Annotated in this window: 24 protein-coding genes and 1 other RNA gene; 14 read left to right on the forward strand and 11 right to left on the reverse strand. The window is 67.3% G+C overall.

The genetic code is table 11. From position 1 onward, the window contains the following. Positions 1 to 13: 13 nt before the first annotated feature. Entirely contained in the window at positions 14 to 325 is a 312-nt protein-coding gene (locus tag AC5JDC_RS08585) for a DUF2853 family protein (protein WP_495840864.1), read from the reverse strand. Positions 326 to 475: 150 nt separating this feature from the next. Here AC5JDC_RS08585 and ssrA point away from each other — a divergent pair. The 4 genes from ssrA to AC5JDC_RS08605 all read left to right on the forward strand — a co-directional run bounded on the left by ssrA (position 476) and on the right by AC5JDC_RS08605 (position 2,081). Next, positions 476 to 834, forward strand: a transfer-messenger RNA (tmRNA) gene (ssrA, locus tag AC5JDC_RS08590). Positions 835 to 862: 28 nt separating this feature from the next. Then, complete coding sequence (locus tag AC5JDC_RS08595; RefSeq protein ID WP_495840866.1) at positions 863 to 1,159, forward strand: nucleotidyltransferase family protein; 297 nt, start codon at positions 863 to 865, stop codon at positions 1,157 to 1,159. Beyond that, complete coding sequence (locus AC5JDC_RS08600) at positions 1,149 to 1,487, forward strand: HepT-like ribonuclease domain-containing protein (RefSeq protein ID WP_495840868.1); 339 nt, start codon at positions 1,149 to 1,151, stop codon at positions 1,485 to 1,487. Before AC5JDC_RS08595 ends, AC5JDC_RS08600 begins: the two co-directional genes overlap by 11 nt. Positions 1,488 to 1,532: 45 nt before the next feature. Next, positions 1,533 to 2,081 (forward strand): AAA family ATPase, encoded by a 549-nt coding sequence (locus tag AC5JDC_RS08605; protein ID WP_495840870.1) that lies wholly within the window; start codon positions 1,533 to 1,535, stop codon positions 2,079 to 2,081. A gap of 57 nt (positions 2,082 to 2,138) precedes the next feature. Here AC5JDC_RS08605 and AC5JDC_RS08610 read toward each other — a convergent pair whose 3' ends face one another. After that, positions 2,139 to 4,268 (reverse strand): TonB-dependent receptor domain-containing protein, encoded by a 2,130-nt coding sequence (locus AC5JDC_RS08610; RefSeq protein WP_495840872.1) that lies wholly within the window; start codon positions 4,266 to 4,268, stop codon positions 2,139 to 2,141. A gap of 299 nt (positions 4,269 to 4,567) precedes the next feature. After that, positions 4,568 to 5,773 carry a multidrug effflux MFS transporter gene (locus tag AC5JDC_RS08615; RefSeq protein WP_495840874.1) on the reverse strand — a complete coding sequence of 402 codons (1,206 nt, stop codon included), beginning with the start codon at positions 5,771 to 5,773 and terminating at the stop codon, positions 4,568 to 4,570. Between AC5JDC_RS08615 and AC5JDC_RS08620 the strand changes: the two genes are divergently transcribed. From AC5JDC_RS08620 to AC5JDC_RS08640, 5 genes are all read left to right on the forward strand, one after another. Further along, positions 5,772 to 5,933, forward strand: coding sequence for a hypothetical protein (locus tag AC5JDC_RS08620; RefSeq protein ID WP_165816225.1), 162 nt, complete (start codon positions 5,772 to 5,774; stop codon positions 5,931 to 5,933). The genes AC5JDC_RS08615 and AC5JDC_RS08620 overlap by 2 nt on opposite strands. Continuing rightward, a complete protein-coding gene (locus AC5JDC_RS08625; protein ID WP_495840876.1) occupies positions 5,933 to 6,580 on the forward strand; it encodes a TetR/AcrR family transcriptional regulator in 648 nt (215 codons plus the stop codon). The genes AC5JDC_RS08620 and AC5JDC_RS08625 overlap by 1 nt, the downstream gene beginning before the upstream one ends. Before the next feature lie 120 nt (positions 6,581 to 6,700). Then, entirely contained in the window at positions 6,701 to 7,240 is a 540-nt protein-coding gene (locus tag AC5JDC_RS08630) for an SspB family protein (protein WP_106775142.1), read from the forward strand. Between the two features lie 7 nt (positions 7,241 to 7,247). Further along, positions 7,248 to 7,442, forward strand: a complete 195-nt coding sequence (locus AC5JDC_RS08635) for a DUF4169 family protein (RefSeq protein WP_495840879.1) — start codon at positions 7,248 to 7,250, stop codon at positions 7,440 to 7,442. Between the two features lie 45 nt (positions 7,443 to 7,487). Beyond that, on the forward strand, positions 7,488 to 7,715 hold the full coding sequence (locus tag AC5JDC_RS08640) for a ribbon-helix-helix domain-containing protein (RefSeq protein ID WP_495840881.1): 228 nt from the start codon (positions 7,488 to 7,490) through the stop codon (positions 7,713 to 7,715). A 174-nt stretch (positions 7,716 to 7,889) separates the two neighbouring features. On the opposite strand, the gene AC5JDC_RS08645 is transcribed toward AC5JDC_RS08640, so the two are convergent. The 4 genes from AC5JDC_RS08645 to AC5JDC_RS08660 all read right to left on the reverse strand — a co-directional run bounded on the left by AC5JDC_RS08645 (position 7,890) and on the right by AC5JDC_RS08660 (position 12,034). Then, positions 7,890 to 9,569 carry a formate--tetrahydrofolate ligase gene (locus tag AC5JDC_RS08645; protein WP_495840883.1) on the reverse strand — a complete coding sequence of 560 codons (1,680 nt, stop codon included), beginning with the start codon at positions 9,567 to 9,569 and terminating at the stop codon, positions 7,890 to 7,892. A 44-nt stretch (positions 9,570 to 9,613) separates the two neighbouring features. Further along, positions 9,614 to 10,513, reverse strand: a complete 900-nt coding sequence (locus AC5JDC_RS08650) for a bifunctional methylenetetrahydrofolate dehydrogenase/methenyltetrahydrofolate cyclohydrolase (RefSeq protein WP_495840885.1) — start codon at positions 10,511 to 10,513, stop codon at positions 9,614 to 9,616. A 170-nt stretch (positions 10,514 to 10,683) separates the two neighbouring features. Continuing rightward, positions 10,684 to 11,058: a BRA0787 family protein gene (locus AC5JDC_RS08655; protein WP_495840887.1), complete on the reverse strand. Its 375-nt coding sequence runs from the start codon at positions 11,056 to 11,058 to the stop codon at positions 10,684 to 10,686. 244 nt (positions 11,059 to 11,302) lie between these two features. After that, positions 11,303 to 12,034 carry a helix-turn-helix domain-containing protein gene (locus AC5JDC_RS08660; protein ID WP_495840889.1) on the reverse strand — a complete coding sequence of 244 codons (732 nt, stop codon included), beginning with the start codon at positions 12,032 to 12,034 and terminating at the stop codon, positions 11,303 to 11,305. A gap of 220 nt (positions 12,035 to 12,254) precedes the next feature. Here AC5JDC_RS08660 and AC5JDC_RS08665 point away from each other — a divergent pair, with 220 nt between their 5' ends. Next, on the forward strand, positions 12,255 to 12,704 hold the full coding sequence (locus AC5JDC_RS08665) for a cupin domain-containing protein (protein WP_495840891.1): 450 nt from the start codon (positions 12,255 to 12,257) through the stop codon (positions 12,702 to 12,704). Between the two features lie 94 nt (positions 12,705 to 12,798). Here AC5JDC_RS08665 and AC5JDC_RS08670 read toward each other — a convergent pair whose 3' ends face one another. The 3 genes from AC5JDC_RS08670 to AC5JDC_RS08680 all read right to left on the reverse strand — a co-directional run bounded on the left by AC5JDC_RS08670 (position 12,799) and on the right by AC5JDC_RS08680 (position 18,768). Next, positions 12,799 to 13,644: a citryl-CoA lyase gene (locus AC5JDC_RS08670; protein ID WP_495840892.1), complete on the reverse strand. Its 846-nt coding sequence runs from the start codon at positions 13,642 to 13,644 to the stop codon at positions 12,799 to 12,801. Next, positions 13,641 to 14,822: a CaiB/BaiF CoA transferase family protein gene (locus tag AC5JDC_RS08675; RefSeq protein ID WP_495840894.1), complete on the reverse strand. Its 1,182-nt coding sequence runs from the start codon at positions 14,820 to 14,822 to the stop codon at positions 13,641 to 13,643. The genes AC5JDC_RS08670 and AC5JDC_RS08675 overlap by 4 nt, the downstream gene beginning before the upstream one ends. Before the next feature lie 85 nt (positions 14,823 to 14,907). Then, positions 14,908 to 18,768: an AsmA family protein gene (locus AC5JDC_RS08680; RefSeq protein ID WP_495840896.1), complete on the reverse strand. Its 3,861-nt coding sequence runs from the start codon at positions 18,766 to 18,768 to the stop codon at positions 14,908 to 14,910. 387 nt (positions 18,769 to 19,155) lie between these two features. Here AC5JDC_RS08680 and AC5JDC_RS08685 point away from each other — a divergent pair, with 387 nt between their 5' ends. Together AC5JDC_RS08685 and AC5JDC_RS08690 are read left to right on the forward strand one after the other, a co-directional pair. Continuing rightward, on the forward strand, positions 19,156 to 19,773 hold the full coding sequence (locus AC5JDC_RS08685; RefSeq protein WP_495840898.1) for a glycosyltransferase family 29 protein: 618 nt from the start codon (positions 19,156 to 19,158) through the stop codon (positions 19,771 to 19,773). A 22-nt stretch (positions 19,774 to 19,795) separates the two neighbouring features. After that, the gene (locus AC5JDC_RS08690; protein WP_495840900.1) at positions 19,796 to 20,497 is read left to right on the forward strand and encodes a glycosyltransferase; all 702 of its coding nucleotides are present in this window, start codon (positions 19,796 to 19,798) and stop codon (positions 20,495 to 20,497) included. 239 nt (positions 20,498 to 20,736) lie between these two features. Here AC5JDC_RS08690 and AC5JDC_RS08695 read toward each other — a convergent pair whose 3' ends face one another. Beyond that, positions 20,737 to 22,140: an FAD-binding oxidoreductase gene (locus AC5JDC_RS08695; RefSeq protein ID WP_495840902.1), complete on the reverse strand. Its 1,404-nt coding sequence runs from the start codon at positions 22,138 to 22,140 to the stop codon at positions 20,737 to 20,739. A 98-nt stretch (positions 22,141 to 22,238) separates the two neighbouring features. Here AC5JDC_RS08695 and AC5JDC_RS08700 point away from each other — a divergent pair, with 98 nt between their 5' ends. Both AC5JDC_RS08700 and AC5JDC_RS08705 read left to right on the forward strand, forming a co-directional pair. Then, positions 22,239 to 22,718 (forward strand): thioesterase family protein, encoded by a 480-nt coding sequence (locus tag AC5JDC_RS08700; protein ID WP_495840904.1) that lies wholly within the window; start codon positions 22,239 to 22,241, stop codon positions 22,716 to 22,718. A 162-nt stretch (positions 22,719 to 22,880) separates the two neighbouring features. Further along, on the forward strand, positions 22,881 to 23,084 hold the full coding sequence (locus AC5JDC_RS08705; protein ID WP_106770962.1) for a hypothetical protein: 204 nt from the start codon (positions 22,881 to 22,883) through the stop codon (positions 23,082 to 23,084). The last annotated feature ends 242 nt before the right edge of the window (positions 23,085 to 23,326 follow it).

A 23,326-nucleotide genomic window follows, 5' to 3' on the forward strand; every position in this document is an offset into this window, starting at 1 on the left:
CGCAATCCTGCCCTCAGAGGCTGCTCAGCTTGTCGAGATGTTTCGCGGTCAGGTAATAGAAGGTGACACGGCTCTTGGTGTTGTCGGCCGCCATCGCCTTGACCGTCTTGTCGATCGCCGCGTCGGCCTTGGCGCCGTCGGTCACGCCAAGCTTCTTGCCGATCCAGTTCGCCTTCACCCGGTCCAATTCCTTGGGATCGGTCGCCGAGACCAGCGAGGAATCGCGGTTGCGCAGGGCGATGCCGAGATGCTTGACGATCTTGTTGACGACCTCCTCGCTGGCGCCGGAATCGTATTTTCTCACGTCTGCAAGATAGTCGGCCATGTCCATCCTCTCCAGGGCTCTGCGCCTCGCTCGACGGGCCGAATCGCCCGTCCGACGCGGACAACGCTGCAACGTGGGGGAGAGTTGTTGACGCTTTCCGCTAAGTCAAGCGCAACGACGATCCACAGGCACGCCGAAGTTGCGCCAGGGGGGCTTTCAATCCTGTGGCCGGCTGCCTATATTCGAGGCGTCAGCTTGTCTGACTATGGCGATAAACAGGCGATGCAATAAGCCGTTCGGACCCGGGGGCGGTACCCGGCGCCTCCACCAAAAGCCACCGTCGATGGCGGCGGCTTCTGATGGGGGCGAAACAGGATCGACGAAGGTGTAAAGATCGTTCTTTTGCCCGGCATTGTACCGCCGTTATCGGGCTAAACTTATAGTTGCCAACGACAACTATGCTGAGGCACGTCTCGCTGCTTAATGCGGCGCGATAGTCTCGAATCAAGTCCTGTGGGTTAGCACTTTCAGGCGGGGTCCGGAGGCACCTGGCAACAGAAGCCTCCACTTTCTCCTGTTCCATGATAATCTGCCGCCATGAAACTGGCCGATGTCCTTGCAACGCTGAAGAAAGCCGAGCCTGAGTTGCGGCCGCACGGAATCCTTCATGCCGGCGTTTTTGGATCGGTGGCGCGCGGAGAGAACCGACACGACAGCGACATCGATATTGCCGTCGATTTGGACGATCTGACGGTTCTAACGATTTACGACTACGCTCACGTCAAGAACGTGGTCGCCGATCTCTTCGATCTCCCCGTCGATGTCGTCAACCGAGCCGCACTCAAGCCATATTTGCGAGACCACGTCGAACGTGAGCTCGTATATGCCTTTTGACAGAACCTCGGGCCACCTTCAGGACATTCTTGCCCAGATAACGCTCGCCGAAGAATTCCTCGGCGAGCTAGCACCAGAAGAGTTCGCCGCCGACATCCTCCGCCTGTATGCCGTCGTCAGATGCCTCGAAATCATATCGGAAGCGTCGCGTCGTCTGGATGAAAACCTGAAATCAAGGCACCCGGAGATCGATTGGCGGGCGGTAGCGAGCGCGGGCAACGTCTACCGACACAGCTACGAACGCGTGCTGGCGAAAGAAATCTGGAAAACCGTGAAACTGGCGCTGCCTACGCTGCGCACAGCAGTGATGAGCGAACTTTCAAGCTAACGCGTACACGTGCGTACGCGAGACCGAATCTCCAGAGACAACATTTTGCAAGCCGACATCTTCTTCGTGCTGACCGGCGGCCCCGGTTCCGGCAAGACCACTTTGATCGACGCTTTGCGCGCCGAAGGTTTCGCCGGCACCGAGGAAGCCGGACGCGGGGTCATCCGCGACCAGGTCACGGTCGGCGGCAGCGCGCTGCCCTGGGGCGACCGGGCGCTGTTCGCCGAGTTGATGCTTTCCTGGGAGATGCGCTCCCACGCGCAGGCGCTCGAAACGACCGGCCCGGTGTTCTTCGACCGCGGCGTTCCCGATTGCATCGGCTATCTGGAACTCTGCGGGCTGCCCGTCCCCGACCACTTCCGCAGCGCGGCGGACCGCTTCCGCTATCACCCGACCGTCTTCGTGCTGCCGCCCTGGCCGGAGATCTACAGCGGCGACAAGGAGCGCAAGCAGGATTTCGACGAGGCGGTGCGCACCTTCGAGGCGGTTTCGGCGGCCTATGCCGCGTGCGGCTATACGCTGGTGGAGGTGCCGAAAACTACGGTCTCCGAGCGCCTCGCCTTTGTTCGCGCGAGGGCGCCCTACCCCCGCTGAACATGCCTCGCCTGTGTGCCAGCCTTCCAATGGCCCCAGCCGGCCGCCCCACCTGGATCAGAACTTCGTCGTGAAGCCGCCCATGATGGTCCGGCCGGATCCGTACTGGAAGGAGTTGTCCTTGGCGACGAGATAGCCTTCGTTGGTGATGTTCTCGGCCGTCAGGAACGCGCTGACATTCTCCGACACCTGCAGGTTGAGGAAGGCGTCGTACAGACGGTACTCCGGGTTCGGGGTGATGGTGCCGAGGACATTGAATACCTCGGATTCCGAGACGAAGCGGACGCGGCCGCCCAGCGTCAGCCGCTCGTCGAACAGGCGCAGGCCGGCGGTGGCGGTCCACACCTCCTTCGGCGGCGTGAGCGTCAGGCCGAAGGTGGGAGCCGGCGGCGCAAGACGGATATCGGTGTTGGTATAGGCGAGGCCGGCGAAGACATAACCGAGATCGTAGTTGGCCTCGAGCTCGAAACCTTTCAGCCGGGCCGGGTCGGCCGTGTTCATGTAGGTGAAGTTGATGCCGCCGGCGATCGACCAGACGCTGGTGATGTAGTCCTCGACCTCGTTGTCGAAATAGCTCGCCTTGACGCGCAGCCGGTCGTCCGCGAACAGCAGGCCGTCGAAGCTGAGATTGGCGCCGACCTCCCAGCCGGTCGAGACCTCCGGCTTGAGGAACGGATTCGGCCGAAAGCGCAGGAACGACATGTTGCCGGGATGGATGCCGGCCATCAGCGTCTCGGTGATGGCCGGCGGGCGAAAGCCCGTGCCCCAGGAGCCGTAGATCTGGATCCCCTCAAGCGGTGTGAACGCCAGCGTGCCCTTGCCGGTCAGCTTGCCCTCGGAATTGTCCACGCTGAACGGCCCGACCGGGATCAGCCCGCCCGGAAAGGTATTGTAGCCGGAGCCGGTCAGCGTATAGGCGTCGTAGCGCAGCGCGCCGATCAGGTCGAACCGGCCGAGGCTCAGCGTCGACTTCGAGAACACGCCGCCGACGCCGCGGTCGCCGGCGGGCGTCAGGCCGCCATAGGCGCCGTCGGGAGTTCCGCCCACCGTCGAGCTCGCGGTCGTCCGCACGGCGTCGAAATAATATTCGCCGCCATATTCGACGGCGAGTTGCGCCTGACCGAGGTCGAAGCGCGAGGTGTTGGCGATGCTGCCACCCGTGCCCCTGTCCTTGTACTCGACCAGCGTGTTCCTGGAGATGTGGCTCGGCCCGAACAGTTGCTCGAAGCGCGCGTCGTTGTGGTAGGCATTGATCCTGAGGTCGATCAGGTCGTTGCCCGCCGGCGTATAGGAATAAGCGGCGGTGAAGGTGTTGACGTCCGCCTCCATGTCGGTCGCGCCGACGGTCCAGTCGTTGCGGTACAGCACGGCGCCGAGATCGAGCTTCTGGTCCTCCCCGGGATTGGCGTTCAGCTTCAGCAGGCCCGATGACAGCTCCTGGCCCGTCCCCACAACGGGAAAACCCCAGGCGTCGGTGTAGTCGGAGGACTTGCGCCCGCTGATCGCGCCGGCGAAGCCGAAATCCTCGTTCACCCTGACGCCGGCGGCGGCCATTCCGGAACGGCCGAAGCCGTTGTCGCCCCAGGTCGTCTTGGTCATCGCGCCCCACTGGCGGCCGGGCTGCACGACGTCGTCCACGCCGATGGTGCGGAAATCGACCGCGCCGCCGATGACGCCCGAACCCTGGGCGCTGGAGACGATGCCGCGCTGGACGTCGATGCCGACGAGCAGGTTGGGATCGACGAACACCCAGCCGTTGGAGCCGTGGCCGCTGACCTGCAGGTTCTGGCGCGCCCCGTCGATGGTGACGGCGTTGCGGCCGAAATCCTGCATGCCGCGGATGTTGACGGAAAGCGCGGGTGAGCGCGTATTGCTCTCGGTGAACACGCCGGGGACGGTACGCAGCAGGTCGCCGACGCTGTTCTGGCCGAACCGCTCGACGTCTACGGCGTCGAGCGAGGTGACGGCGGCGGGGGTCTTGTAGGCCTTGTCCTTGGCGGACTGGCCGCCGACGGTGATCCGCTGCAGTACGGTCGCCCCGGAGGCCGCCCCGGACACGTCAGCTTCCGCTTCCGCCTCCTTCTGCTCGGCCTCGTCGGTCGGCGCCGCCTGCGCCATGGCCGACGATGGCGGCAGGACCATCAAGGCGGCAGCACTCAACAGCAGCGCCGCGTTCAGCCGCGCCAACGATCCAACCCGACAAGGCATGCTTTTCGTCCGTATCCAGTGCTGATGATGATCTGCTGGCTACGGTTGGGGCGGACAAACCGCCGGCGCTGCTGGCTATTCGTGGGGGGGAGGCGACGCGTCGTCGCCACAATTTCACCCCACTATCGCCACACTGGCGCCAGGTCAATGAAACTTGTGCAAATTTGTCAAGAAATCTACAGCTATCGTGAATTACCCGGCTTTGTTTGGAAAAAGCACAGTCCGCCTCCGTTTCAAAGAGAGCGGGGGGCCGCCCGCTCCGGAGTCGATGGACCGGCCTACTCGGCCGGCATCTCGGCGACCGCGCGGCGGCGTCCGAGCGTGAGTTGGGTCAGCGCGAAGGCGATCACGGCGCAGGCGGCTATGCCGGTCACCATCGGTAGCGGTGTGCCGTCGAAGAACAGGCCCGCCACCGCCATCGCCACGGCGCCCGTGGCGAAATGCAGCGTGCCCATCAGCGCCGAGGCAGTGCCGGCGATCGCGCCATGCTCCTCCATCGCCAGCACCGAGGTCGTCGGGATGACCAGGCCGAGAAAGCCGTAGCCGACGAACAGCAGCGAGGCCATCACCGCGAGCTGCTCGACGCCGGTCGACATGACCGCCAGCAGCACGACCATGGTCGCCGCGTAGCCGACGACCGCGACCCGCACCACGCGCTTCAGGCCGAAGCGGTCGGCGAGCATGCCGGTGAGCTGCGACATGCCGATGAAGGCGACCGCGTTGATGGAGAAGAACACGCTGTAGAGCCAGGGCGACAGGCCGTAATGGTCGATGAGGATGAAGGACGAGCTGGCGAGATAGACGAAGAAGCTGGAGATGCCGAAGCCGCCGATGAAGGTGAGCCCGAGGAAATTGCGGTCGCCGAGCAGGAAGCGGTAGCCGGACAGCGCGCTGGCGAAGGAACTGCCGACCCGGTGCTCGGCCGGGCGCGTCTCCTTCAGCGCGGTCATCAGCATGACCGCCGCGACCACCGCCGCGATCGTCACCGCCCAGAACACCGCCCGCCAGCCGAAGCTCTCGATGATGACGCTGCCGGTCAGCGGCGCCAGGATCGGCGACACGCTGAAGACCAGCATCAGCAGCGACATCAGTCGCGCCGCGTCGTTGCCGGTATGCAGGTCGCGCACGATCGCCCTCGGCACCACCATGCCGGCGCAGGCGCCGAAGCCCTGCAGGAAACGGAAGGCGATCAGCGACTCCACCGTCGGCGCCAGCGCGGAGCCGATGCTGCCGATGATGAACAGGCCGAGGCCGACCAGCAGCGGAGCGCGGCGGCCGACCATGTCGGAAATCGGCCCGACGACGATCTGGCCGAGCCCCATCGAGACGAAGAACACCAGCAGGCTCATCTGCACGGCATTGGTGCTGGCCCGCAGGTCCTGGCCGATGGTCGGCAGCGCCGGCAGGTACATGTCGACGGCGAAGGGGCCGATCGCCGATAGCAGGCCGAGGACGACCGCGGTGCGGAGGAATTTCTGCTGCATGACCAAGCTCGTTTCGGTTGGGCCGGTACGGCCGAATGCCGTGGGGCGGCTGGATTTTTGGCGCTGCCGCTCCTCCGACGGCAGCACGCCCAGCAAATGGATGTCGAGTTTTTTGGACGGGCTTGTCCAAAATGTCAATCAGCTATATACAAATCCGTGATGCCAACTGTCACGGTTCCTGACATTGCCGGCCCTCGCGGCCATCTGGAGAAGCGCGTCTCCATCATCGACGCTGCCGCCTGCGTGTTCTGCCGCGAAGGCTTCGGCGGCACCAACATCGACATGATCGCCGCCCAAGCCAACGTGTCGCGCCAGACCATCTACAATCATCACGGCGACAAGGAAAAGCTGTTCCGGGCGGTGGTGCGCGAGGTGACGGAGCGCATCAATGCCGGCATCTTCGAGACGCTGGCGACCTTTCCCGACAAGCCCGTCGATCTGCAGGCCGACCTCTCCACCTTCGCGGTGCGGCTGATGCGCAACTGCATCTGCAACCGGGACGGAAAGTTCCTGCGCAAGCTGATCCAGTCGGAGGGCGACCGCTACCCCGATCTCTTCGCCGACTGGCGCGACAACGGCCCGGCCCGCGTCTGGTCGGCGCTGGCCGCCCGGCTCGCCCGCCTCGCGCTTGCCGGCCATCTGGAGCTCGACGACCCCGACCTCGCCGCCCGCCAGTTCCTGGCGCTGATCAACGCCGACCTGCAGATCGCCCTGCTGCTCGGCGACGACATCGCCCCGGAGGAACTGGCACGCTCGGCCGACAATGCGGTGCGCACCTTCCTGTGCGCCTTTGCCCGCCGGTCCTGAGCCGGCGTCTGCCGCGACGGAACCCTGACCGCACGGTCCCGCGTCCCTATATTCCGTTTACGACCGCGCCAAGCTTCATTAGAGGTAGGGGCAGTCGACTCACTCGGAACCTGTGCCGCGATGGCCGAAGACCACATCCGCTACGACATCCTCGCCCAGGAGGCCCTGCGCGGCGTCATGCGCAAGGTGCTGGCCGAGGTGGCGCGCACCGGCCTGCCGGGCAACCACCATTTCTACATCACCTTCCTCACCGGCGCGCCCGGCGTGCGCATCTCGCCGCGCCTGCGCGAGCGTTATCCCGAGCAGATGACCATCGTCATCCAGTTCCAGTACTGGGACCTGAAGGTCACCGAGACCGGCTTCGAGATCGTGCTCTCCTTCTCCGACGTGCCGGAGAAGCTGGAAATCCCCTTCTCCGCCGTGCGCGGCTTCTACGACCCGTCCGTCACCTTCGAGATGGAGTTCGACGTGGCGATGGAGTCGTCGCCGGAGGCCGAGGCGCCGAAGCCGGGCAAGCCGGTTGCTGTCGACAAGCCGGCGCGGCCGGCCGCAGCCCCGAAGAAGGGCGAGCCGAAGCCGGCACCCGCCAGGGCGGAGGCCGACGCCGAGGACGGCAAGGGCGCCGACGTGGTGTCGCTCGACGCCTTCCGCAAGAAGTAGCCTCGCCGTGGGCGACGTCGTCAACCTGCGCGGCGTGCGCAAGCAGCGCAAGCGCGAGGACGATGCGCGCCAGGCAGAGGAGAACCGCGCCCGCCACGGCCGCAGCAAGGCCGAGAAGCAGCGCGACCGGATCGAGGCCGAACGGCTGCGCACCCATGTGGAGGCGCACCGGCGCGACGGCGACGATGCCGCGCAGGACTGACGCTCCGTGGCGCCCAGCCCCCGGATCACAGCCGGGATGCCTTGCGTGAGTTCGGTGCGCAAGCGCTCCGTGGTCATCCGCGGGCACCGCACCAGCTACTCGCTCGAAAAACCGTTCTTCGACGAGCTCGCCGCCATCGCGGCGGCGCGCGGCATGGCGCTGGCGGCGCTGATCGCGGAGATCGACGCGGCGCGGCCGCGCGATGCCAACCTGTCCTCGGCGATCCGCGTCCATGTGCTGGAGTGGCTGAAACGGACGGGCGGCGGCAATTGAGGTCTTGTATCAGGGCCCGTGGCACCGCTTGCCTCGGGCCGTTCCGATCTCCAGTCGAGACACCGGGGAACCTCGGCGGCCGACGCAAACACGGCCTGGCATCGCCGTTGCGATGCCAGGCCGAAGGGAGGCGGCGGACCTAGAGATGGTCCGCGATCCTGGGAGTTCGGCCCCTCAGAACAGCCCCTCGATCTGCCCCTCTTCGTTGAGGAATATCTTCTCGGAGGATGGTGCCTTGGGCAGGCCGGGCATGGTCATGATCTCGCCGCAGATCGCCACCACGAAGCCGGCGCCGGCGGCCAGTCGCACCTCGCGCACCGGCACCACATGGCCGGTCGGCGCGCCCCTGAGGTTGGGGTCGGTCGAGAACGAATACTGGGTTTTCGCCATGCACACCGGCAATTTGCCGTAGCCGGCGTCCTCCCAGGCTTTCAGCTGGTCGCGCACGCTCTTGTCGGCGATCGCCTCCGAGCCGCGGTAGATGCGCTTGACGATGGTGTCGATCTTGTCGAACAGCCGGACGTCGTCGGCATAGAGCGGCGCGAACTGCGAGGCGCCGCTCTCGGCGAGCTGCACCACCTTGTTGGCGAGTTCCTCGATGCCGGCCGAACCCTCGGCCCAGTGGCGGCACAGAACCGCCTCCTCGCCCATGCCGGCGACATAGTCCTTCATCGCCTGGATCTCGGCCGGCGTGTCGGAATGGAAATGATTGATGGCCACCACCGCCGGCACGCCGAACTGTTTTACGTTCTCGATGTGGCGGCCGAGATTGGCGCAGCCTTTTCTCACCGCCTCGACGTTCTCCTTGGAAAGGTCTTCCTTCTTCACTCCGCCATTCATCTTCAGCGCGCGCACGGTGGCGACGATGACGGCGGCGGCGGGCTTGAGGCCGGCCTTGCGGCATTTGATGTCGAAGAACTTTTCCGCGCCGAGATCGGCGCCGAAGCCGGCCTCCGTCACCACATAGTCGGCGAGCTTCAGCGCCGTGGTGGTGGCCACCACCGAGTTGCAGCCATGGGCGATGTTGGCGAACGGCCCGCCATGCACGAAGGCCGGGTTGTTCTCCAGCGTCTGCACCAGATTGGGCTGCATGGCGTCCTTCAGCAGCACCGTCATGGCGCCGTCGGCCTTGATGTCGCGGGCATGGACCGGGCTCTTGTCGCGCCGGTAGGCGACGATGATGTCGCCCAGCCGCTTCTCCAAATCCTTCAAATCGGTGGCCAGGCACAGGATGGCCATCACCTCGGAGGCCACCGTGATGTCGAAGCCGGCCTGGCGCGGAAAGCCGTTGGCCACCCCGCCCAGCGACACGACGATGTCGCGCAGCGCCCGGTCGTTCATGTCCATGACGCGGCGCCAGGCGATGCGGCGGATGTCGATGCCCTGCTCGTTGCCCCAGTAGATGTGGTTGTCGATGAGGGCCGCGAGCAGGTTGTGGGCGGTGGTGATGGCGTGGAAATCGCCGGTGAAGTGCAGGTTCATGTCCTCCATCGGCACCACCTGGGCCAAACCACCGCCGGCCGCCCCGCCCTTGACGCCGAAGTTGGGGCCCAGCGAGGCCTCGCGGATGCACACGATCGCCTTTTTGCCGATGCGGTTCAGCCCGTCGCCCAGCCCGACCGTGGTGGTGGTCTTGCCCTCGCCGGCCGGCGTCGGGTTGATGGCCGTCACCAGGATCAGTTTTCCGTCCCTGCCGCCGCGCTTCGACTTGATGAACTCGGCCGACACTTTTGCCTTGTCATGGCCGTAGGGCAGAAGATGCTCGGATGGAATGCCGATCCTGGCGCCGATCTCCTGGATCGGCAGCTTCTTCGCAGCACGTGCTATCGCGATGTCGGTCTTGAAATCGGCCATGGGGCTTCCCTGGAAAACGGTTGGTTCGAAGTGGAGGATTTGGATCAGAACGCCGGCCTCGGCCGTCCGGCGGCGAGGCTGGCCGAGACCAGCGTGTTGGCCATCAGCAGCGCGATCGTCATCGGCCCGACGCCGCCCGGCACCGGGGTGATGGCGCCGGCGCGCTCGGCCGCCTCGCCATAGGCGACGTCGCCCACCAGCCGCGTCTTGCCCTCGCCCTTTTCGGGCGCTGCGACGCGGTTGATGCCGACGTCGATCACGGTGGCACCCGCCTTCACCCAGTTGCCGCGGACCATCTCCGGCTTTCCGACCGCGGCCACAAGAATGTCGGCGCTCCGGCAGAGCTCGGCCAGGTTTTTGGTGCGGCTGTGGGCGATCGTCACGGTGGCGTTGGCGGCCAGCAGAAGATTGGCCATCGGCTTGCCGACGATGTTGGAGCGGCCGACCACCACCGCGTTCAGCCCGGACAGATCCCTGCCGCGCACCCGCTCGATCAAAAGCATGGAGCCGGCCGGCGTGCACGGCACGAAGGCCGTCGCCAGTTCCCCGGTGCCGAGCTTTCCGACATTGACGAAATGAAAGCCGTCGACGTCCTTGTCGGGCGAGATCGTCTGGATGATGCGGCCGCTGTCGACATGCTCCGGCAGCGGCAGTTGCACAAGAATGCCGTGGATGGCCGGATCGGCGTTCAGCGTCTCGACCAGCGCGACCAGCTCGGCCTCGCTCGTGTCGACCGGCAGCGTGTGCTGGACCGAGTGGAAACCGCACTCCTTGGCCTTCTTGCCCTTCGAGGCGACATAGACCTGGCTGGCCGGATCCGCGCCGACGATGACCACGGCCAGCCCCGGGACGATGCCGGTCCCGGCCCGCAGCTCCGCCGCCAGCCGCTTCACCCGCCCGACCACATCCTCCGCGACCGCCTTGCCGTCGATCACCGCAGCCATCCGCGCCTCCCCGTCCGCCGGCCACGGCTGTCGGCGGCGCTCGCCGCCCATGCCGTCCGCCGATCCGCCTCTTCCGGCGATTGTGGCTCCAGGTCGCTGCGATCGTAGCTGTCGGTCACGAAAGATCCTGCAATGAATATGTCTAAGGCCCGGCTTCGAACGCCGCCTGTCTAGAGGGCGCCGCTGGCGCAGGCATCGGCCGCGGCGCTCGGCAGGCACGGCTCCGCGGTCTTCCGCCGGGCGCAATCGGACAGCACCAGCGCGGCCCAGCGGCCATAGGTATCGCCGCTCTCGACCGTCGGGCCGCTTGGCATCGACCGTGCCTGGACCTGCAGGACATCGCGGGTCCTGAGCGGGACAAGGTCCGTGCAGTCGATCATCCCGGCCAGAACCGCGGTCGCGGCAAAACGGCGGCCGTCGACGAAAACCGGCGGTTCCGGCTCGCCCGGCGCCCACGTTTCCAGCGCTTCCATCGTCTCATGGAAGGCGTGGTGCAGCGCGATCGGGGCGCGGCCAAGATGAAGCCCCGGCAGAATCTCCGACATTGCTCCTCCCAATCGACAGGCGGACATCTACGCGCATCACCAGCGCCCGCCGAATTGAACCACAAGAAAAATACTTTCTCACGGTTCAAGGATAGCCAAGCTACAGCAATGGCGGCGGGCGTCAATGCGCCATCCCGGTTGACCGATAGAAGTTTTCTATCGCAGGAGGGACACGGCCGGTGAGGGCGGAGAACGGAGGTGGTGCCGGGACGACGGCTGTCCCGGCGGAGCGGCATAGGGCGAATTACTCGCTGCCGCTGCCCTTGCGGTAGGAGATGATCGACAGATAGCGGATCGGCAGCCTGGTCAACTCGTCCGGACCATGCGGCGCGTCGGCATCGAAGAACAGGCTGTCGCCGGGCAGCATCCGGTAGAGGTTGGCGCCGTGACGGTACACGACCTCGCCCTCCAGCATGTAGAGGAACTCCATGCCGTCATGCTGGAAGGTCGGGAAGACGTCGGAGTTTTCGGTGAGCGTGATCAGGTAGGGCTCCACCAGCACGCCCGCGGTGTTGGAGCCGATATAGCCGAGCAGATTGTACTGGTGGCCGGCGCGGGTGCCGCGCCGCTCGACGTCGACGCCTTCGCCCGCCTTCACGAACACGGCGTTGCGCTCCTCCTCGAAGCGGCGGAAGAAGGCGGTGAGCGGCACGCCGAGGGCGCGCGACAGCGCCTGCAGCGTCGTCAGCGACGGCGACGTGATGCCGTTCTCGATCTTCGACAGCATGCCGAGCGAGATGTTGGTGGTGGCGGCAAGGTCGGCGACGGTGATGCCGAGTTTCTTGCGGAAGGCCCGCACCTCGTGGCCGATCGCCACCTCCAGCACCTTTTCGCGCGTGTCGCGGATGGCGTGCGGATCCTGATGCAGCGTCGTCTGTCGTTGTGGCGGCGCGAGCGGAATCCTGGTTCCCGCGGCCGCGGCCGCCGCTGTCTGCTGGCCGTTGTCCTTCTTGGCCCCTTGCCCCCCGCCCGCCATGACTACCTCTCCCGATTTCACCACAGGTGAAGATACGTATCCTGCTGTTCAAGTCCACCAAAATATGCTTGCGACGCCAAGCCACCGGCAGGCATGTCGGACCGCCGGACTAGCACGCCGCGCAAATGCCCCGGCCAGTGCGATATCGAGCGACAGAGGCTTGCCACGCCGGCCCGCCGGCCGCAAAGTCGGTCTCGTCGGGATGCGTCGGGGGGAAGGCATGGTCGGGATGCGTGCGGGAGTTTTCGGATGCGCCGGCCTTGCGGCGCTGCTTTTGCAGGCCGCCGCTGCCCGCGCCTTCGACGCGACGGAAAAGGCGCCGCCGGCAATCGTCACGCCGCTTGTCTCGGCCGACGTCACGGCGACCGGCCAGCCGATAACCCTGCCGGGCAAGGATGTGCAGGTGCTGGCGTGGATCTACGAAATCGCGCCGGGCGCCACCTTGGCGGTGCACAAGCATCCTTTCGCCCGCTACGCCTACGTGCTCGCCGGAAACCTTCGCGTCACCAATGTCGAGACCGGCCAGGGCACCGACTACAAGACCGGCGACTTCATCGTCGAGATGATCGGCCAGTGGCACCAGGGCACCAACACCGGCGCCGAGCCGCTGACGCTGCTGGTGATCGACCAGGTCGAGAAGGGCTCGCCGCATACGGTGCTGCGGGACTAGCGCCAAAGTATCGGGCTTTCTGCAAGCACCCTTCACCGGCCGGCGAAGATGTTTCTGCCCACCGAAACTCCGCTGCCGACTAGTGTGGACGCCGCTACTCGTCCTCCGCCTCCGGCAGATCCCGCGCCGGCTCGCCGGCATAGGCCCACAGCCATTCGCGCGGCAGCGGGCCCTTGTTGCGCTCGCCCTGCTGCGACTGCTCCCAGGCATGCGCCAAGATGCCGACGGAGCGCGACAGCACGAACAGGCCGCGCGTCAGCGGCGGCGGGAATCCCAGCTCGCCATAGATGACGGCGGTGGCGCCATCGATGTTGAGCGGGATTTTCTTGCCCTTGCGCCGCTCGACTTCGGCTTCCACCGCCTCGGCGATTTCGGCGAAGCGGCCGGGCACGACGCCGCGGCCGGCGAAATCGCGCGTCACCGCCAACAGCCTGGGGGCACGCGGGTCGACCGGGTGGAAGCGGTGGCCGAGGCCGGGAACGTAGCCTTCCGCCTCGGCGAAGAAGCGATCGAGCCGAGCGGCCGCCGCGGCTTCCAGCGGCTGCCCGGCATCCATGGCCGCGGCGATGTCGCCGAAGAATGACAGCGCCTGCTCGCCGGCGCCGCCATGCACGTCGCCCAGCACGTTGACGGCCGATGCCATGGCGCTGTTGATGCCGACGCCGCAGGTCGCGGCCATGCGGGCGATGGCGATCGACGGCGCCTGCGGCCCGTGGTCGACCGCCGCCGACAGGGCGATGCCGAGAAGCTCGGCCTGGTCCTCGCTCGGCAGGTCGCCGCGCAGCAGCAGCCAGATCATGGCGGGAAAGCTGACGCGGCCGATCAGCTCCTCGATGGCATAGCCGCGCAGCCGGATCATGCCCGGCTTCATCTCGATGATGTTCGTCGTCCACCATTCCTCGCCGCGGGCGCGGCCGGTCTTCTTGTCGTCCGTGCTCATGAGGCGGCCTTTCCGGCGCGGCGCGGCGTCGCCGCGAAAATCTCGTCCGAATGCTGCCCGAGCACCGGCGGCGGCGATTCGGGCAGCGGCGGCCGGCCGTCGACGATGACGCCGCCGCGCACCACCGTCAGCGGCTTTTCGCGGCCGGCGACGCCGGCGAAGCTGCGCGTCATGCGCCTTTGCCGCACCTGCTCCTCGTCGAGCACCTGCGGGATGGTGAGCACGCGGCCCGCCGGCACGCCGGCGCGATTGAGTTTTTGCTCCCACGCCGCCGCCGTGTCGCCGGCCAGCGCTTCCTCGAGCAAGGCCTTCAGCGCGGTGCGGTTTGCCTTGCGCGCCTCGCGCTCGGCGAAGCGCGGGTCGGCGGCGAGTTCCGGCCGGCCGGCCAGCGCGCACAGCGTCACGAACTGCTCCTGCTTGTTGGCGGCGATGTTGAGCAGACCGTCGCCGGTGCGGAAGGTGCCGGAGGGTGCCGCCGTCATGTTCTCGTTGCCCATCGGCGCCGGCTCGACCTCGGCGGTGAGATAGTTCGATACCGGCCAGCCCAGCGCCGACAGCGCGCTCTCCAGCATAGACACGTCGAGGAAGGCCCCTTCGCCGGTGGTCTTCTGCCGCACCAGCGCGGCGCAGGTGGCGAAGGCGCCGACCAGCCCGCCGACCGTGTCGGCGACGGGATAGCCGACCCTGAGCGGCGCGGCCTCCGGCGTACCGGTGATGCTCATGATGCCGGACAGCCCCTGGATGATCTGGTCGTAGGCCGGGTTGTCGCGCATCGGCCCGGTCTGGCCGAAGCCGGAGATCGCGCAATAGACCAGGCGCGGCCGCACCGCCTTCAGCGCCTCGTAGCCGAGCCCGAGCCTGTGCATGACGCCTGGCCGGAAATTCTCCACCAGCGCGTCGGCGGTGGCGACGAGGTCGAGGAAACGCTCGCGCTCGGCTTCCTTCTTGAGGTCGAGCACGACCGAGCGTTTTCCGGCGTTCTGGGCGAGGAAGGAGGCGCCCATGCCGGCGCGGTTGAGCTCCGGCGAGGCACCGAGCTGCCGCGCCAGGTCGCCGCCCGCCGGCGCCTCGACCTTGATCACGTCGGCGCCGAGCAGGGCGAGCTGGTAGCAGCAATACGGCCCGGCCAGCACGTTGGTGAGGTCCAGCACGCGGACGCCCGAGAGGAGTTCAACCATTGCACATCCTGTCATACGGCGGCTGACGATCGCGCTGGTTCTTGGCGCATCCGTCAGGCCCGAGCCGGGCGAGCCCCGAAACCCCTTACCCGCCCGTCAGTGAATCGATGAAGCCCTCGATGGTCTGCGGCGTCGGTTGCGCCGGCCGGAGGGGCTGAACGTCCTGGCGCGGTGCCGGCAGCGGCACGTCGCCGGGATCCGAGGGCAAGGGCGCGGCCTGGTCCGCCTGGCGCCGGAGGGCGGCGGCGCGCTGCCGCTCCTCTTCGGCGGCGCGCCGAGCCTCGGCGGCCCTGCGGGCCTCGTCCTCGGCGACGATGCGCCGGAATTCCTCTTCCTCGGCGCGCAGGCGTGCCTGCTCGGCCGCCCTCGCCTCCTCTGCCGCCTCCTGCCGCGCCTCCTCTTCGGCGCGGCGGCGGCGTTCTTCCGCCTCCGCCTTGCGGCGGGCTTCGGCTTCGGCGCGCTGGCGGGCCTCCTCCTCCGCCTTGCGCAGCGCCTCGGCGGCGACCCGCTCGCGCTCGGCCTGCAGGGCGGCGTAGTAGCGGACCTCGCGGCGCAGCCGCTGCTTCTCGACCAGCGCGGCCTGCATCGCCTCCACCCGCTCCTGCTCGCGCTCCAGGGCGCGCTGGGTCAGGAACTGCGCCAGCGGACCGCTGTCGAAGCTCGCCTCCGTGACCCCGGCCCGACGCCGCGCGGAAAAGTTCAGGCTCGGCTCCGAGCCGGTCAGGGCCGCCTCGCCTGCCGCATAGGCGATGCTGCCGGTGGCCGAGGCCTCGCCGCTGCTGAAGTCGCTCCGCAGCTCGGCCGTGATCTGCGCCCTCGGATTGCCGAGCAGCACCGGCGGGGTGCGCAGCACGCCGGCGGCGATGGTGAAGGCGGCATCGGCGTCGCCCGCCGCGAACGCGCCCGCGTCGACGATCGCGGGGGCGAAGGCGGCGACCTTGCCGGCGTCGATGTCGCGGCCGATCGCGTCGGCGCGCGCCAGCAGCGCCGGCAGCGCCGTGTCGGCGATGCCCTGGATGGCAAGCCCCCTGACCGATGCCGTTCCCGAACCGGACAGTGACGCGACCAGCGCTTCGACCGACTTGCCATTGCCGGTCACGGTGGCCGAGAGACTGCCCTTTCCGGCAAGCCCGCCCGCCACGGCCTCGCTCAGCTCGGCGCCATCGAGCCGGAACTGCCCGGAGAACAGAGCGGTGCCACCATTGTTCTTCAGCTCGAACCGGCCGCCGAGCGCTCCGCCGGCATAGGTCGCCTTCAGGTCGGCGACCCGCAGCCCGTCGTCGTCGAGCCCGAGCGACAGCGTCGTGTCGTAGGCCGCCGCCGAGCCGGCCGTCAGCGTCGCTGCGGAGACATCCAGCGACGCGGTGAAGGGCAGCACCGTTTTCTGCCCGAAGGGCGCCGAGGCCCACTGGCCCTTCTCGCTCGCCAGCGCCTCCCCGCCGACGACCATCGCCGCGAACGGCTCCAGCGGCAGCTCGTCGAGCACCAGCGCCCCGTCGAGGCTCGGCCTGTCCGCCTCCAGACCGACATTGAGGTCGCCGGCGACCGCAGTCTCGTTGACGACGCCGTCGACGCCGTCGAGCACGAGCAGGCCCGAGCCGAGATCGGCATTGGCGGTGAAGTGGACGGCCGTGCCCAGGCCCATGCCGGGCAGGCTCAGGCCCATGGTCATCAGCCACGGCTCGATGTCGGCCGCCTCCACATTGGCCTTTCCCTTGGCGGCAAAGCTGTCTTCCTCCATGGTCGACGTCCCGGCGAAATTCGCGAGGAACGCGTCGCCCTTCAGGGTCGCGGTGCTGTCCAGCCCGCCCGCCAGCGTCCCCCTGGCGGACACCGTCAGCTCACCGGGGCCGGTGACGCCGAGCGGCAGCGCCGGCAGCCCCGCAAGCGCCAGCAGGGCGGTGGCGTCGCCATTGCCCGCCGAGGCCGACAGCGACAGCTCGGCATCCCGGATCGCGTCGGTCCGGCCGTCGCCGGAGAGGCTGGCCGACAGCGTCGACCCGCCGGCGATGCCGTCGAGCCCAAGCTCCACGGCGGTCCGGCCATCCGTGCCTTGCCGCGCCTTGGCCACGATGTCGAGGCGGGCGTCCGTCAGCAGGCCCGGATAGGCGGCGACACGGCGCTCGAGCTGCTGCGCCGGAAAGCTGTCGGGAAAGCGTCGGGCCACCAGGCCGGCCAGCGGCGCAAGGTCGACCGAGACGATCGAGGCATCGACGTTGCCCGCCGGCTTCTCCGGAAATCCCTCGATCATGCCGGTCGCGCTGATCGATGCGCCCGCCAGCCCGCCGATGGACAGGCGATCGATCTCCAGTCTTCCCTCGCGCAGCCGCAGCGCCGTGTCGACGGTTTCCGCCGAAAGCCCGGCCATGTCGACCGGTCCCGCCTTCACCTGGAGATCGAGGTCGGACGCGCCGAACCGGGTCCGCCCGGCATCGCTGACGAAGAGCGATGCGAAGGCCGAAAGCCCGTCGACATCGAGCGCATCGCCGTCCAGCCTGACCAGCATCGACGGACGCTGGTCCGCGGGCTGGCGGCTGTCGATCTCGCCGCGGAAGCGCGCCTTGCCGAGCGCCAGCTCCAGGTCGCGGAACAGCTGCCGCCGCTCGGTCATCTCGACCCTGGCGCTGAAGCCGGCGGCCGGCAGCCGGCGGATGGCCTCGTCGATGTCCCGGGCCACCCAGGCGGCGAAGCCGGATGGCTGGGCAACGGCGATCAGCAGATTGCCGTCGAAGCCGAATTCACCCTCGGTGCGCAGGAATCCGTCGGCCTCCAGCGTGGTGCGGCCGGGCAGCGTGGCTGCGGCCGACTTGATGCTCCAGCCGCCGGCGGCCGGCTCCGCCGCCAGCCGCACGTCGCGGATCGTCGTGTCGCCGGCCACCACCGCCGGCAGGTCGACGGAGATCGAGCCCGGGATCGTCGGCTTCGGCAGAGCGAGCATCGCCGCCGTGAAAGCCCTTAGCCGCTGCTCGAGCGACAGGCTGGCACCCTGGTCGGCGCCGAGCGCTTCGTCGATGCGCATCTGCGCCCCGCTCGCCTTGATGGTAAAGCGCGGCTCGGCGCCGAAATCGAGGCTCGCCATGCCGTCGGCCGTATAGGGATGATCGAGCGGCCCGCTCTCGAAGCGGAACGCCGCCAGGTCCAGCTTGCGGCTGTCCAGGATGAACTGGCCGTTGAGGCGGTAGCGCGGCGCCTCCGCCTCTCGGACCGGCTGCGCCTCGCCTTCCGCCGCAGCCGGCTTGACCGGCGTCTCGGTCAGCCGGAAGCCGCCGGAGTAGACGAGCCCCTCCGGCTTCAGCGCCACCTCGCCATCGGCATCGAGCGAGACCGGCTGCCGCGCGGGCGCCAGCTTGACCCTGAGACGCAGGCGCCCGTCCGGATCGGCGACGCCCGTCGCCGCGGAGACGGCGGCTGCCTCGCCGTCGAAGGCCAGCGTTCCGGCGAGCCGCCACGGGCCGGCCAGCGACTTCGCCGACAGCTCCGTTTCGATGCCGGACACGACATGCGTGCGCCCGGACGGGCGGTGGCGGATCTCCACCCGGCCGTCCGTCACCGTCAGCTTCTCCAGGGCGATCTTCGAGGCCGGGATCGGGCTCGACGGCCGCACCGCCCAGTCGACCATGCCGTCCTCGCCGATATCGACGATCGCCCTCGGCCGTACCATGCGCATGTCGAAGATCAGGAACTCGCCGCGCAGGAACGGCGCGAGCTCGGCATCCATGGAGAAGGTCTCGACCGTCATGGCCGGCTCGCCACGCAAACCGCCGCCCACCGAGACATCGGAGAAGCTCACCGAGGGGAACGGCAGCAGCCGCGCCTCCGCCGGACCCTCGACCGTAACCTTGCGGCCGAGGACCGCGCTCGCCTCGCGCTCGAAGGCGGCGCGATAGCTGGTCCAGTCGATGAAATAGGGAGCGACCAGCGCCGTGGTCAGCGCCAGAACGATCAATCCACCGACGAAGACGAACAGCCGCGCCAGAATCAGGCCCTTTCACGCATGGGAGCGGATACTCACTCTAAGCAGGTTCCGCAAAAGTGTCGCACGGTTTTGCGACGGGAACCTGCGACGGACAAGCGAATCTAAAAGGCATCCGTCCGGCGATAAAGTGGCGATTCGCCTCGCTTGCCCGGTTGCGCGGCTCGTCGCAAGGTTGCGCGTGCATCCTTCACGAAGCCGTGTCATAAGCAGCCGCGTCGGTGCTCCAGGCACAGCGGCGAATCGGCCGCCCTCCCCCAGTCCCGCCCGACGACGGCGCAAGGCATTGCGCCGGTTGACAGCTTGGACCCGGACGGCAGGCGCGGCAGGCGGCCAAGCCATCCGGACCAGAGACGGATGATGGCGCGCAAGACCCTCTACATCGTCGGCAACGCACCGGTCGGCCGCGACATGTCGGCCGAGATCGACGCGGCGGATTTCGTCGTCCGCTTCAACGAGCCGAAGGCCTCGATCGGCATGTCGGGCGTGAAGACCGACATCCTGTTCCTGTGCAATGCCGGCAAGCCGATGCAGCGGCGGCTGGAGAGCCCGGATTTCCTGGCCTCGGCCATCGTCAGGAACGCCGGTCAGGTCATCCTCGCCTATCACCCGATCATCATCGATCGCTACTTCCCGAAACCTAATTTCCTGTCGCGGCTGAAAGGCCGGCGCGAGGACTGGACCTTCGCCACCATCATGGCGCTGGGCGGCATTGGCAAGGCCAGCATCGTCTTCCCGGCCTCCTTCTACATGGACGGCTGCCGCGAACTCGGCCTGCCGGAGGACAAGATGGCCAGCGTCTATCCGAGCACCGGCTATTTCGGTATTTTCTACGCCCTGCGCCATTTTTCTGCCGCGGAATGGGCGATCTCCCTGTGCGGCTTCTCCTGGGAAGGCTGGAAGCGGCATGCCTGGGCCGACGAGCGCAAGTGGGTCGAGGACAGGGTCAGGCAGGGCCTTCTCACAATGATAGAGTGACGAGCAAAACGTCGAGGACACTATGAGCAGATCTCTGGACATCTACATCGGCTGGGATTCACGCGAGCCGATCGCCTATGAAGTGGCGAAGCGCACCATTCTCGACCACGCCTCCATCCCGGTCCGGGTTATCCCAATCGTGCTGAACGAGCTGGTGGAGAAGAAAGCCTATACGCGCGAGATCGATCCGCTCGCCTCCACCGAATTCACCTATTCGCGCTTCTTCACGCCGTGGCTGGCCGGCTACGAGGGCTGGGCGCTGTTCTGCGACTGCGACTTCCTGTTCTTCGCCGACGTCGCCGACCTGCTGCAATACCGGGACGACAGCAAGGCGGTTGCCTGCGTCAAGCACGACTACCGGCCGAAGGAAGGCGTCAAGATGGACGGCAAGGTGCAGACCACCTATCCGCGCAAGAACTGGTCGTCCTTCATGCTGTTCAACTGCGCCCATCCGTCGACCCGCCAGCTGACGCCGGAGCTGATCAACCGCGAGAGCGGCGCCTACCTGCACCGCATGCAGTGGGCGGCCGACGACGAGATCGGCGAGATCCCGGTGAGCTGGAACTGGCTGGAGGGCTGGAACGACAAGCCCGCCACCGGCACGCCCAACGCCGTGCACTTCACCAATGGCGGCCCCTGGTTCAAGGACTGGCAGAACGTCGACTACGGCGACGAGTGGCGCGCCGTCGCCCGCGAGATCGAGCCGGACTTCAAGCCGATCTGAGGGATGCGGGGTTAAGGCCTAAAATCGGCCGTTTGCACTTCTGCGCACCCCCCTCTGTCCTGCCGGACATCTCCCCCGCAAGGGGGGGAGATCAGCCGGCCGCTTTCACGGCGATGATTTTGCCGCGCTGGCGATTGGCGAAAGCCGAGCCGACAGCCGATCTCCCCCCTTGCGGGGGAGATGTCCGGCAGGACAGAGGGGGGTGCGCAAGGGCACCGCCCCAAAGTGTCCGGCAGCCCCTAAAAAATCTTCCCCGGATTGAGAATTCCCAGCGGGTCGAGCGCTGCCTTGACCGTGCGCATGACGTCCACCCCGTGGCCGAGCTCGTGCTCGATAAAACCCATCTTGCCCTGGCCGATGCCATGTTCGCCGGTGCAGGTGCCGTCCATGGCGATCGCCCGCATGTTGAGCCGCTCCACGAACCGTTCCGTGCTTTCGATCTCCGCGCGGCTGTCGGGGTCCATCAGTACCAGGACGTGGAAATTGCCGTCGCCGACATGCCCGACGATCGGCGCGATCAGGCTCATTTCGGCGATATCCGCTTCGGTTTCGGCGATGCATTCGGCCAGCCGCGAGATCGGCACGCAGACATCCGTCGACAGGCCCTTGGCGCCCGGCCGCAGCGTCATCGACGCCCAGTAGGCGTCGTGCCGCGCCTTCCACAATCTCGCCCGCTCCTCCGCGACCTTGGTCCACTGGAACGGCCCGCCGCCATACTCGGCGGCGATCTCGCCGAATAGTTCCGACTGCTCGGCCACGCCGCTGTCGCTGCCGTGGAATTCCAGGAACAGGCAGGGCGATTCCGGATAGTCGAGCTTCGAATAGGTCTTCAGCGCCCGCATCTGCAGCGCGTTCACCAGCTCGATGCGCGCCACCGGGATGCCCATCTGGATGGTGGCGATCACCGCCTGGCAGGCGGCTTCCACGCTCGGGAACGGGCACACCCCGCCGGCGATCGCCTGCGGTATGCCGTAGAGCTTCAGCGTCAGCGCGGTGATGATGCCGAGCGTGCCTTCCGAGCCGACGATCAGCCGCGTCAGGTCGTAGCCGGCCGAGCTCTTCTTGGCCCGCTTGCCGGTGGAAATCAGGCTGCCGTCGGCGAGCACGGCCGACAGCGACAGCACGTTTTCCCGCATGGTGCCGTAGCGCACGGCGTTGGTGCCGGACGCCCGCGTCGCCGCCATGCCGCCGAGGCTGGCGTTCGCACCCGGGTCGATGGGGAAGAACAGGCCGGTGTCGCGCAGATGCGCGTTGAGGCCCTCGCGCGTCACGCCGGGCTCGACCACGACGTCGAGGTCCTCCGCATGCACGGCCAGCACCCGGTTCATGCGCGAGGTATCGAGCGAGATGCCGCCGCCGGGCGCGTTCACATGCCCTTCCAGCGAGGTGCCGGTGCCGAAGGCGATCACGGGCACCCGGTGCTGGGCGCAGAGCTTCACCACCTCCTGCACCTCTTCCGCGGTCTCGGGAAAGGCCACGCCATCCGGCGCCTGGACGGGAATGTAGGTGGTCGTGTGCGCGTGCTGCTCCCGGATCGCCTGGCCGGCCTGGAACCGCTCGCCGAACCGCTGCTTGAGCACGCCGGCGACCAGCGCCGCCCCCTCCGCGTTGCGGGCAACGGGTTTGAGGTCGCGCAAAGCCATGGTTTCCTCCGCGAATGGACCAGCGGCCACTTCCGCCGGCCCTTATGGTCGCCTATGCCGAGAACCGCCTCTTGTCCAGCGCCAGAAGGATCGCCTCCATGCCCCTGCCCGCTCCCTTCGTCTCCGGGCTCATGGACATCGAGAAGGAGTGGATCGACTACAACGGCCATCTCAACATGGCCTATTACAACGTGCTGTTCGACCGCGCCTCGGACGACGGCTACGAGCTGATGGGCATGGGCCCGGCCTATGCGCGCGAGCGCGGCCTCACCATCTACACGGCGGAAGTCCATATCTGCTACGTGCGCGAGCTGCATCTCGGCGACCGCGTGACGGCGAGCCTGCAGCTGCTCGACCACGATGACAAGCGCATCCGCGGCTACCAGGAGATCCGCCATGTCGACGGCTGGCTGGCGGCGACCTCCGAGCATCTTGCCCTGCATGTCGACATGAGAGGGCCGAAGGTGGCGCCGTTCCCGCCCGACATCGCCGATAAGGTGGCGGCGCTCGGGGCCGCCCATGCCGGCCTGCCGGTGCCGGAGCGCGCCGGCCGCTCGATCGGCATCAGGCGGAAATAGCCGTTTACCGATCCTTAACCATGCCGGGCATCAAAATCTTAAGGTTACCGTTTATGCACAATTTGAATGGTCGGGCCCGGTTGATCGAACCAGCCTGACCGAAAACACTCCGGTCCAAGAGACCGAGTCGCGTGGGCGGAACGCGATTCGCCGGAGATTGGTATGAAGCTGGACATCGCGGCGATGTCGGCGCGGCTCGCGTCCGACACGAAGCTCACCGACTATGATTTCTGGCGGGCGATCAAGATGATCGATGACGAGCTCTACCAGATCGAGCGCCGCGGCAACCCGATCCCCATGCAGATGCTCTATGCCCGCCACGTCCTCAGGATCGCCCGCTCGACACGGCTCAAGCGAAAGACGTAGCGAAGGAGCGCTGTAGACGCGCCGCTGGGGACCTGCCCACATCGCCCGATGGATGCCATCGGCTCTTTGAGCTCCGGCCGATTCGCCGCTCCGGTCCCCCTCTCCGTCTCGCCCTTCGGGCTCGCCACCTCTCCCCCGCTTCGCGGGGGCGAGGAACCGCTGCCGCGATGCCGGCGCTTCTCCAGCTTGGGTTCCTCGCCCCTGCGAAGCGGCTACGGCATGCACACATCTTGGTCGTTTGT

The sequence above is a fragment of the Kumtagia sp. genome (genome assembly GCF_059502445.1).